This window comes from uncultured Maritalea sp. (assembly GCF_937139385.1).
Taxonomy (GTDB): Bacteria; Pseudomonadota; Alphaproteobacteria; order Rhizobiales; family Devosiaceae; genus Maritalea; species Maritalea porphyrae_A.
Genome location: NZ_CAKZPW010000008.1, coordinates 1 through 10196, shown reverse-complemented (window position 1 = coordinate 10196; position 10196 = coordinate 1). Strand labels below are relative to the sequence as shown.

Genomic DNA, 10196 nt, shown 5'->3' with positions numbered 1-10196 from the left:
AAATCATCTGTGCTTGGCCCTATCGCGACCTTGAGTGGGAGCAATTTGAACGGGTCGTTGATTTCGTTGCAACCGGGGGGTATGCCCTTTGCGCTTATGAGCGGTTCGCGCGATTGCGCAAAACGGAAGACGACACCTGGCGCATTGCTCACCCAAAGATCGCGCAGCAATACCGCATGAATGTGGGCACCATTGTTGAAGAGCCTATGCTCAAAGTGCGGTTAGTGCGGTCGCGCGGCCAAAAACGTGGCGCAACCACCGGGCCAATTGGCCGGGGCGGGCGCGTTCTGGGGGAAATTGAGGAATACTTCATTTCCCAACTCGCACCCGGCGATACCTTCATCTTTGGCGGCGAAATCGTTGCCTTTGAGGCGATTAAAGATACGGAAGCTTATGTGTCCCGCGCGGTGGCGAAAAATCCCAAAATTCCCTCCTACATGGGCGGTAAATTTCCCCTATCGACCTACCTTGCCGAACGGGTGCGCAAAACACTGGCCACGCCCAAACTCTGGCAAGCAATGCCCGACCAAGTCAGCGATTGGTTGCGGTTGCAGCGCGATGTTTCCACCCTTCCGGGTGAAGAAAGCTTGCTTGTGGAAACCTTCCCCAAAGCGGATAAATATTTCATGGTCTGCTACCCGTTCGAGGGGCGGTTGGCCCACCAAACATTGGGCATGTTGCTGACCAAAAGGCTGGAGCGAGATCGCGCTAAACCGTTGGGGTTCGTCGCCTCAGAATATGCATTAGCCATATGGTGCGCAACGGATATTGGCGCGCAATTCAAACGGGGCCGCTTGTCGCTTGATGAATTGTTCGACGAAGACATGTTGGGGGACGATCTGGAAACATGGCTGGATGAATCAAGCCTAATGCAACGCACGTTCCGCAATTGCGCGATCATCTCTGGACTGATTGAGAGGCGCTATCCGGGGCAAGAGAAATCGGGCCGCCAAATCACCATGTCGTCGGATCTGATCTACAATGTGCTCTATGAGCATGAACCCGATCATATCCTGATGCAGGCCACCCGCCGCGATGCATCGCGTGGATTGTTGGATATTGAACGACTTGGCACCTGTTTAAAACGCATTCGCCGTCATATAATCCATAAGGATTTAGAGCGAATCTCTCCGCTTGCGGTGCCGGTTATGCTGGAAATTGGTAAGGAGCCGATCTTTGGTGAGGGCCGAGAAAGCGTGTTGGCAGAAGCAGCAGAAGATTTGCTCCGTGAGGCGTCGGGAAAGAAATAATGCAATTTGAAGTCCGCAAAATGAAGCCAGAAGAATGGCGCGATTGGGTCAAGATGCGCCAGATTCTGTTTCGTGGCTTTACCGATGAGGACGCAGAAACGGAAGCAAAGCTGTATTTGAGCGGCGAGGATCCAAACCTGCAAATCGTATTCCTTGCCTTCGTTGATGGTCAATCGGTTGGCTTCGCTGACATCGCAAGACGCTCCTATGCGGACGGCTGTTATGATGGCCCGGTCGCCTATCTGGAAGGCTGGTTCGTTCAACCAGAGTTCCGCAAGTCCGGCATCGCCAAAGCGCTAATTGACACAGCAGCAGATTGGGCGCGCGAGCAAGGTTATCCGCACATGGCTTCGGATTCAGAGCTTAAAAATGTCGATGGCCACAAAGCACATGAGGCTTGCGGTTTCCACGAGATTGGCCGCGTCGTGCAATTCCGGAAGAACTTATAATGACCGGATCAGTGCGGAAAAAATCATCGGTTTCATACGCTGGGTTCGACCTAAATTTCGCTGGTGCACAATTTGTTGGCTTACTATCGGGTGCGCTTTATTGGCCTGAGCATGAAACACTGCTGGTGGCGGATTTACATTTGGAAAAAATGTCATCCTTCGCCAAGTCACGCCAATTCTTGCCACCCTACGACACGGGGGCCACGATCAAATTGCTGGCCGATGATATTGCGGCAACAGGTGCGCGCCGGGTGATTTCACTGGGCGATAGCTTCCACCGTGATGAGGGCACCACAACACTGTCGGTGCAGGATGCGGATGCCTTGGCGCAGCTGACCCAATCAACGGAATGGATTTGGATTGCGGGCAATCATGATCCCGCAGCGCATGAGTTGGGGGGCAATTGCTGTGAAAGTGTTGCGCTTGATGGCATAGTGCTTTCACATGAACCGGACGCCAAAGTGACCAACCAAATCGCCGGGCATTTGCACCCTGCCGCACATGTGCGCATGAATGGCCGCTCGATCAGACGCGCCTGTTTTGTCTCGGATGAAACCCGGCTAATTATGCCCGCATTTGGCGTTTCCACGGGCAGCCTGAATATCCTGAACTCAGCCTTTGACGGTGTTCTGGACCGCAACAATTTGATGATCGCTGTGATCGGGCGAGAACAGATCTACCCGGTCGCCAAGCGGCATTTGATTGGGCGCTAATATCTGATCTGGAAGCCGGTCTTATTCTGCTTAAACCCTGCGGCTTCATAGAATGCGCGCACTTCTGCCCGTTTGCTGCCGGTCATGAGCATGAGCTTGTAGCAACCGAAGCGCTTTGCCCTTTCGCTGGCTTCCGCCAAAACCTGACGGCCAAAGCCCAAGCGCCGATGATCACGATGAGTGACTACATTTTCAATCAGCCCAAACGGGCGACAGCCACGCGTCAAATTAGGCAAAATGTAAACTGTGCAAACCGCAACAATTGGCCCGTCGAGCTCGCCCACAATTATGTGTTGCATCGGATCGTCAATGGCCAGTGCCAGGGCGTTGCGAAAAGCGGGTTCTGAGACTTCAGGGTCCTTGGGGTGCATGTGTGCATAGATATCTTGCAGCGCAAGGCTGTCTCTAATGGTGATATCTCTGATCGTACACTTCAGCATTAGCCTACAAACAGTCTAGCAACAAAAGTGAGCAATAGCGTTAGGCACACAAGCCAAGTCAAAACCGCGCGCAAGCGCGCGTAAGCTTGCGGCACACGGCCACTCATGCCCGCAGCAACATCCCATGCCCCATGAATGGCAAAGCCAATGGTGAGGATAATCAGCCCCAAATTGATCGGCAGCAACAAGGTGATAAAGCCGGCAATCGAGCCAAAGGTGCCAACGATATATGTCAAATCGGTGCCTGCACCGCCTTGCAAGCGGATGCCCCAGCGTACACCGCCCAAAAACGAAAGGATCAGCGCGCCATAGCCCACCAGTGCGCGTTCAAAAACTACCGGATCAAATGGGGAAAGAGCAGGAAAAAGCGTTAGAAGTAGACCAAGCAAAAACGGAACCCAGCCCGCAAGACCGGCAAAGGCAACGGTTCTGGACCAAAACAAAGGAAGGCTATTCATTCCGTTACCTCCTAAAAGCGACTCCGCTCAACCACCCTGTAAATATCGCAAGTAAAACGCACACAAGTCCATAAAGAAATGAATAGTCTTTGGCGCTGGAGGACAAAAACCGCTCGAACCCAACCGTGCGCACAGAAAATCTTTGCGCTTTCTTGGCCATGAGTTGCCCATCTTGAAACAAATGGGTGATCGCAATGTAATTGCCGTTAGGCACATGTGCTGGCAATTGGATGCGCGCCGAATAAAATGTGTCCGAGTGGAAGGTCACGCCGTGCTCGATTTTCTTGTAGAGGTCTTGCTCCTTCATCAGCCGGATCAGCTCTTGGCTGAATTCTCCGGCTTTGGCAATATTACCAACGGGCTGCAAAAACGGTGCGCTATCAAACGCTAGCCCATTAACCGCCAGTGCTTGCTGATCTGCAACTTGCTCCAATGGCAGGTTTGAAATGATATGAAAGAACGAGGGGAAGCTCTTAAAAGCGACTTCTTCTCCGTTCAACCACACCCCAAACTGATTTGTTTTGCGGCGCGCAACCCGGGTAGACGAGGGACCACGCACAGCAATCACAATATGGTAATTGTTGGTAATTGCGCTTGGGCTTTGGTCAAACGCCTTCTCGATATTGCCAAAAAAGGTAATTTCTTCACCAGAAAATGTTGATGTGATCGAGATGTGTGGATCAGAACTTGACGCAACAAGTCGTTGTGCAGAGGCTTCAACAATCCCGACAAAAAAGATGACCAGCAAAGAGGCAACGCGAACCATCATGTGACGCCTCCGGGCAAGATGGTCATCGAAAATGGATCTGCAGGGGTAAGCAATAGCGACAAAGCAAAGCGGATCGCCACAGCCAGAACAATAATCGCCAAAAGAGCCCGCAACTGTTCACCGCGCAAATGCTGTCCGGCCGATGCGCCAAACTGGGCGCCAATCACAGAACCAACCATCAGCGAAAAGGCCAGCAATATGTCAACGGTCTGACTGTTCACCGCGTGCAGAATGGTGGTGGCCGCCATAATGGCAAGCACCTGCAACAAAGATGTACCAATCACAACAGAGCCGGGCACCCGCAAAATGTAAATCAGCGCGGGCACCAGAATAAAACCACCACCAATGCCCAGCAATGATCCCAAAAACCCAATGCTTCCGCCAATCAGCACAACAGGCAAAATGCTCACATAAAGGTTGGAGCGTTTAAAGCGCACACGAAAGGGTAAACCATGCACCCAGCTATGTTGGCCAGGTAATTTGTGCGGAATAGTCTTGCCCGCTTTATGTTTGATCATCGAGCCCACAGCTTCAAACAGCATCAAGCTGCCGATAGAGCCCAAAAAGATCAAATAGCCCAACGAAATCACAAGGTCGAGCTGACCCGCCGCCCGCAACACGCCAAAGGTCCAGACGCCACCAAAAGCCCCGAAAATGCCCGATATGATCAGGAACGAGGCCAGTTTGACGTCGATCCCGCCGCGTCGCCAATATGAGAGTGCGCCAGATGTTGAAGCGGCAACAACTTGGCCCGTGACCGAAGCAACAGCAACAGGGGCCGGGATGCCAGAAAAAATCAGCATTGGGGTCAGCAAAAAGCCGCCACCAACGCCAAATAGACCTGAAAGAAAACCAACCGCGCCGCCAAGCCCAATCAACATGAAAATGTTGAGTGAGATTTCAGCGATAGGCAAATAGAGTTGCACGGCGGTGCATCCTGCTTCTAAAGGGCTCGGTTACTATCCGGTTTAGGCGCGCACCAATACCCTGTCAATCGCCGATACACGGCGTTTCGCCTTGAAACAGACTATTTACACAGCACCTGCATGTGTTTAGACGGGTTGACCATTCAACACAGTCAACAAACGTGGATTAATAGTGCCGCTTTGGCTCATGCCAAGGGTGCGCTCAAACTGTGAAATCGCGTCGCGGGTTTTGGGTCCCATCACGCCGTCTGGTGTGCCCAATTGGAAACCAAGTTTGGATAGAGCAATCTGAACACCAAGCACCACTTCGCGTTGGTTGATTTCAACACCAGGATTGAAGTTCTTATCCCACGTACCAATTGGAGCGAAGTTGCTGATGAGATCAATCTGCTTTGGGCGCCATTCAGCCAACTCACGCTTGATTTCACTCATTTGCGCCGCGTCCAAAGAACGAGCAACATCGTCGCGGGCCTTCTGCGCATCTTTGTCGCCATTGGCTGCAGCAATTGAAAACCATTTGAACGACGTTGTGAAGTCTTGGCTCACGCCCAATCCACGCGCATAAAGCATGCCCAGATTAAACTGACTGTCCAACACGCCGCGCATTGCTGCTTCTTCAAACCAGCGTGCGGCTATGCTGAAATCTCTTTCGCCATCTGGCCCGCTGGCGTGCAGGGCCGCAAGGTTGTGCATACCCATCCGGTTGCCAGCTTCAGCTGAACGCAAGTACCAAAGTTTGGCTTGGTCCAAGTCTTTGTTCACACCCAAGCCATGTTCAAAGGCGGTGCCAAGTCGATATTGTGCTGCAGCAAACCCGGTGGCAGCAGAGCGTTCAAACCATTTGACTGCCTCTTGAGAGTCTTTGGGCACAGCTTTGCCTTCGGCAAAAATCATCCCAACTTCATACTGCGCGCGCGGATCGCCATTTGCAGCGGCTTCACGCAGGGCGGTAGGCCCAAGTTCTGTTGGTGGCAGTTCAACTTCCACTGGAGAATTTGGAATACTTGCGGTGACAATTTCATTGTCGACCAGCTGCGGCGTTGGCGCAACCAACCCAACACTCTGATCAGTAATGGCCATTGAACTGGTCAAAGACACAGTTTCAGCAGGCATTGCTTGTGCGTTTGAAAGGGCAGTTTCAACCTCGGTCAAGCTGATTTGGCGCGGTGCCTCACTCACGTCTGCTTCTTGCACACTGCCTGGAATGGTTGAGCTATCTGTGGTTTGCCCTTTGTCCAAAACCAAATTTGCCGTCATGGCAATAATGGCAACCACCGAAGCGGCCAGCAAAATCGGCTGCCGGTTGCGGGTTAAGAAGCTTTCCCCTTCGTGGGTGTCCTCTTGATCAGCGTCATCACTCTTGGATGCCAATTCGGCTTCGTCCAAAGCGCTTTTGGGTTTGGGCGTATCGGCAAGCGATTGCGGACGCGCAGGCTCTGGGCCAACAGACAAAGTGCGCACATCTTCGCGTGTCTGCGAACGCTCTAGTTTGGTCTCAGCTTCAACGATCGGCGAAGGTTCTTGCGCAACCTGTTGTTCGGGCTGCTGGTCCGCACCCTCATTCTCGGCGTTGCCTTGTTTGATGGATTTGATGCGGTCAAGTGCGCGCCCCAATAACCCGCCGTTCCCAGACACAGCGGCACTTGGTTCTGTGCGCTCAACAGTTGCACGTCGTGCCGCTGCAATAAAGCTTTCGCGGGACTGTTTAGTTGTTGAGCTGCTTTCGCGCTGTTCTGTCGTTGAAACTGCAGGCGAAGGCGCGGGCGAAGACGTAGTCGAAGTCATGGGCGCAGAGCGCTGCGGCCGTTGTTCGGCGGGCTTTTCGTTAAAACCAAACGAAGATTTAGGCGTCGGCGGGGTTTCCGCATCCTGCGTTTTTGGCGCAGTTACCGCTGATGAAACAGTAGGCTCGCTCTGCTTAAGAGCAGCCAATGGCGTTGCAACATTGCTGCGAACGGGTGGGGATTTGATTGTGATCCCAGATTCGGTTTTGCGTTGCGGCTGTTGTACCGATGGCTCTTGCGGAGCGGCAGAAGCTGACGCTGTGGACACTGGTGCGGGAGCCGCTGAGGGCGTTTGTGCAGGGCGCGGCGCTGATGAAAGCGCTTCAAGCCGTTGCAGACTATGTGTGAGTTTGTTTTCAATCGCGCGCAGACCGTCATATTGATCGTCGTTTGGCGTCTTCGCGATGCTTGGCAGCCGAGAAATGGCTTCACCAATGCGTTTTTCCATCGCATGAAGGGAATCCAGTGAAACGGTTGAGCCGTTGTTGGCTTGTGAGCCAGCATCACGAATTTCAACCAACGCGTCGGACAAACGTGTTTCCATCGCCTTGAGCAAAGCAACAGTTTGTGGTGAGCCTGATTGACCAGCCTCGCCAACTTGCGCATTGGATATGCCCTCAATTGCGTGGGTGATGCGGTCTTCCATCTCTTCGATGCGCGCGGTGACATTTTGGTAGTCAGCAGCAGCGCCGGGCACTTGTCCACTGGTCGCAAAATCATCCAAACGCGTCTCAAGAGCGGTAAAGCGGGGTTCAAGCGCACTCACCAATTGGCCGCGCAATCCCTGCATCTCGCGCTTCACATCTTGTGTGAGTGCATTGGGTTGGCCATTGTCCATGGCCGACAAGCGTTGAGATAGATTCTCAATCTGGGCCAAAATATTGTGGCTTTGGTCGTTCTGGCTGCGCTTTTGCATATCGCCAACAGCCCGAGCGATACTGCCAATGCCTTTGGCAATCGTTTCGATGCTACTGTTTGGGCGTTCAATGCTTTGTTCTAGCGTATCAAATTTTTCGTAGATCGAGCGGATGCTCTCTTCAATCCGTTGCTGCCGTTCAGCACCATGATCGTTTTCTTCATGGGTTTTGATTTGCTCGATATGCCCAATTTGGCGCACTTGCAGTTCTGCCAACCGTTCAAGCGCATATTGCAGGCCGTCCAACTGGTCGCTAATGGCATTCGCTTGTGGAGATTTATGATCGTCGATCTCCGCGCTTAGTTGCGCGATCTGGTTTTCTACACGCGCAAAACTGTCTCTGCCTGGCACCGCGCCAGCCAAATCCCGAATGCTGCGATGTAGCCCTTCAATCTGTCCTGTAAGCCGTTCAAAACTCTGGTTCTGTGCTGCGCTTTGAGCTTGTGCGTATTCTTGCGCGCGTCCAAAATCTTGTTGCTGGGTTTGATAGCTTGAATTGGCGTTGTCGTGGTGATCTTTAACTGAGCGCGGTGGGGTGTCATTGTCCAATCGGCCCGTGGAGGCGCGAATTTGGGCAATCGCGGCCTCTAAATCATTGCCAGCGTGCTTCTTTTTCTTCTTCTTGGATTTTTTCTTTGGTCGTTCTTGCTTCGCCCCAAGGCGATCCACGGCCGTGCGCACATTCATTAGGGCCTCTTGGCGCCGCATTTCCAAATCGCTGGCGCCACTCATTGGTCGACCGACTTGTGAATGCAATTGTGGCTCATGGACATCATCACCTTCAAACTCTGAAATTTGGTCTTGCACTTGCCCCAGCAAATCCTCAAGTTCACTCTTAAGCGCGTCCCAAGGCTGTGGGGCGGAACCATACCGACTTGCTGATGGCGCTTGGGCCAGATGAGAGCGACTTTTTGGCATTTTCTATCCATAAAAGGGGTGGCAAAAAACGAACCACCCGAATATCTTGTTCTCGAACAGTCCTACCATTCAGCGAACATGGTAAAGAAGCTGTTAACTCTTGGTGCAAATTGACTAAAATCAGCCCCGATTCGCGGTGCAATTATCGGAATATGCGGTTGATGCGCCTACACATTCTGCCAATGCAGGGTAATATCACCTGAAAACGCGACAATTCAGCGAGAATGAAATATGCCAACAAATGCAGCCGGCGGACATGTTTACACGATTGGTGATTTGGCAGATTTTTTCGGCATAACCCATCGCGCTCTGCGTTTTTATGAAGACAAAGGCATGCTTAAGCCGCGCAGAATTGGGCAAAAACGGCTTTACTCCAACAAGGACCGCACAAAGCTACGCCTGATATTAAACGGCAAACAAATCGGCATGACCATTCGTGAAATCCAAGATTTCCTAGAAAGCTACGAATTGCGCGATGGAAATGATGGTCAAATGCGCAAAGCACTTGCCAAAATTCGCTCACAACGCCTGCTGCTCAAGCAGCGTCGGGAAAGTATTGAAATCAGCCTGCAAGAACTCGAACGCGTGGAGAAAATCATTGCGGGCATGGTTGAAGCAGGTGCAACGCTGGACGAGTAGCGCGAAATGCAAAACCGAAACTGCTTTGCGCGACTTGTTATCATCCAAATGTTGCGCTACACCAGAAATATAAGGGCAGCACAGGAAGCTAAATGTCTGTAAATCGCATCATTATTGCCGACGATCATCCTTTGTTTCGTGCGGCATTGCGGCAAACCATTGAAGCTGAAAATGGTGCAGGATGCACAATTGACGAAGCTGGTGATTTAGAAACCCTCACATCCTTGCTAGAGCAAAACCGCGATTGCGATTTGGTCTTGCTTGATTTGGCGATGCCCGGCGTTCGTGGATTTTCAGGCTTGTTGCTTGTTCGCGCGCAATTCCCAGAAGTGCCTGTGATGATTTGTTCGGCAAGCGATGATGGCGCCACAGTGCGCCGTTCGATCGACCTTGGCGCATCGGGCTTTTTGCCCAAATCGGTGGGGCCGGATACAATCCATTCGTCCATCAAAACGGTACTTGAAGGCGGCATTTGGGTGCCTGATGGGTTTACCTTTGATGATGAAAGCAGCGAGATTGCTGAATATACCAAACGTTTGGCCACACTGACCCCACAACAAGTGCGGGTGCTGATGATGCTTTCTGATGGGTTGATGAATAAGCAAATCGCTTATGAACTGTCGGTTTCTGAAGCGACGGTTAAAGCCCATGTTTCTGCCATTTTGCAAAAGCTTAACGTAGATAGCCGCACCCAAGCGGTGATTGCGGCGTCTAAGTTGGAGCAGGGGCAAATCGATGCGGTTGCGCGCAACTAGTTTTGTTTTGCGAGTAGGGCAGTAAACTGCCTCTCACCTTCTCTTGAAAATTGAATGATCCGCGAATTGACTTCGCGTTTGGCCCAATTGCGTTCAAGCATCTGGTCCAATATCGCTTTGCCCAAAGTCCCGGCCAAATGGTTGCGCCGTTCGCTCCAGTCAAGGCATTGGCGACAAAG

General features: G+C 52.1%; 9 protein-coding genes and 2 pseudogenes. 5 read left to right on the top strand and 6 right to left on the bottom strand.

The annotated features are described in order from the left end of the window. The 3 genes and pseudogenes from Q0231_RS00285 to pdeM form a co-directional block, all read left to right on the top strand. A pseudogene (locus Q0231_RS00285) lies at positions 1 to 1250 on the top strand (DNA ligase-associated DEXH box helicase); the annotation flags it as partial. Continuing rightward, entirely contained in the window at positions 1250 to 1699 is a 450-nt protein-coding gene (locus tag Q0231_RS00280; protein ID WP_299343572.1) for a GNAT family N-acetyltransferase, read from the top strand. The pseudogene Q0231_RS00285 and the gene Q0231_RS00280, both read left to right, overlap by 1 nt. After that, on the top strand, positions 1699 to 2412 hold the full coding sequence (pdeM, locus tag Q0231_RS00275) for a ligase-associated DNA damage response endonuclease PdeM (RefSeq protein ID WP_299343570.1): 714 nt from the start codon (positions 1699 to 1701) through the stop codon (positions 2410 to 2412). Before Q0231_RS00280 ends, pdeM begins: the two co-directional genes overlap by 1 nt. Here the strand turns inward: pdeM and Q0231_RS00270 are convergent. From Q0231_RS00270 to Q0231_RS00250, 5 genes are all read right to left on the bottom strand, one after another. Further along, a complete protein-coding gene (locus Q0231_RS00270) occupies positions 2409 to 2852 on the bottom strand; it encodes a GNAT family N-acetyltransferase (protein WP_299343568.1) in 444 nt (147 codons plus the stop codon). The genes pdeM and Q0231_RS00270 overlap by 4 nt on opposite strands. Then, positions 2852 to 3310 (bottom strand): DUF3429 domain-containing protein, encoded by a 459-nt coding sequence (locus tag Q0231_RS00265; RefSeq protein ID WP_299343566.1) that lies wholly within the window; start codon positions 3308 to 3310, stop codon positions 2852 to 2854. The genes Q0231_RS00270 and Q0231_RS00265 overlap by 1 nt, the downstream gene beginning before the upstream one ends. 4 nt (positions 3311 to 3314) lie before the next feature. Further along, entirely contained in the window at positions 3315 to 4079 is a 765-nt protein-coding gene (locus Q0231_RS00260; protein WP_299343565.1) for a TIGR02186 family protein, read from the bottom strand. Further along, the gene (locus Q0231_RS00255) at positions 4076 to 5005 is read right to left on the bottom strand and encodes a sulfite exporter TauE/SafE family protein (protein ID WP_269392729.1); all 930 of its coding nucleotides are present in this window, start codon (positions 5003 to 5005) and stop codon (positions 4076 to 4078) included. Before Q0231_RS00255 ends, Q0231_RS00260 begins: the two co-directional genes overlap by 4 nt. Before the next feature lie 126 nt (positions 5006 to 5131). Continuing rightward, positions 5132 to 8623 (bottom strand): peptidoglycan-binding protein, encoded by a 3492-nt coding sequence (locus Q0231_RS00250; protein WP_299343561.1) that lies wholly within the window; start codon positions 8621 to 8623, stop codon positions 5132 to 5134. A gap of 231 nt (positions 8624 to 8854) precedes the next feature. Here Q0231_RS00250 and Q0231_RS00245 point away from each other — a divergent pair, with 231 nt between their 5' ends. Then, positions 8855 to 9262 (top strand): MerR family DNA-binding transcriptional regulator, encoded by a 408-nt coding sequence (locus Q0231_RS00245; protein ID WP_269392727.1) that lies wholly within the window; start codon positions 8855 to 8857, stop codon positions 9260 to 9262. Positions 9263 to 9354: 92 nt separating this feature from the next. Further along, a complete protein-coding gene (locus tag Q0231_RS00240) occupies positions 9355 to 10017 on the top strand; it encodes a response regulator transcription factor (protein ID WP_269392726.1) in 663 nt (220 codons plus the stop codon). Here the strand turns inward: Q0231_RS00240 and Q0231_RS00235 are convergent. Then, a pseudogene (locus tag Q0231_RS00235) lies at positions 10014 to 10196 on the bottom strand (transcriptional regulator); the annotation flags it as partial. The gene Q0231_RS00240 and the pseudogene Q0231_RS00235 overlap by 4 nt on opposite strands.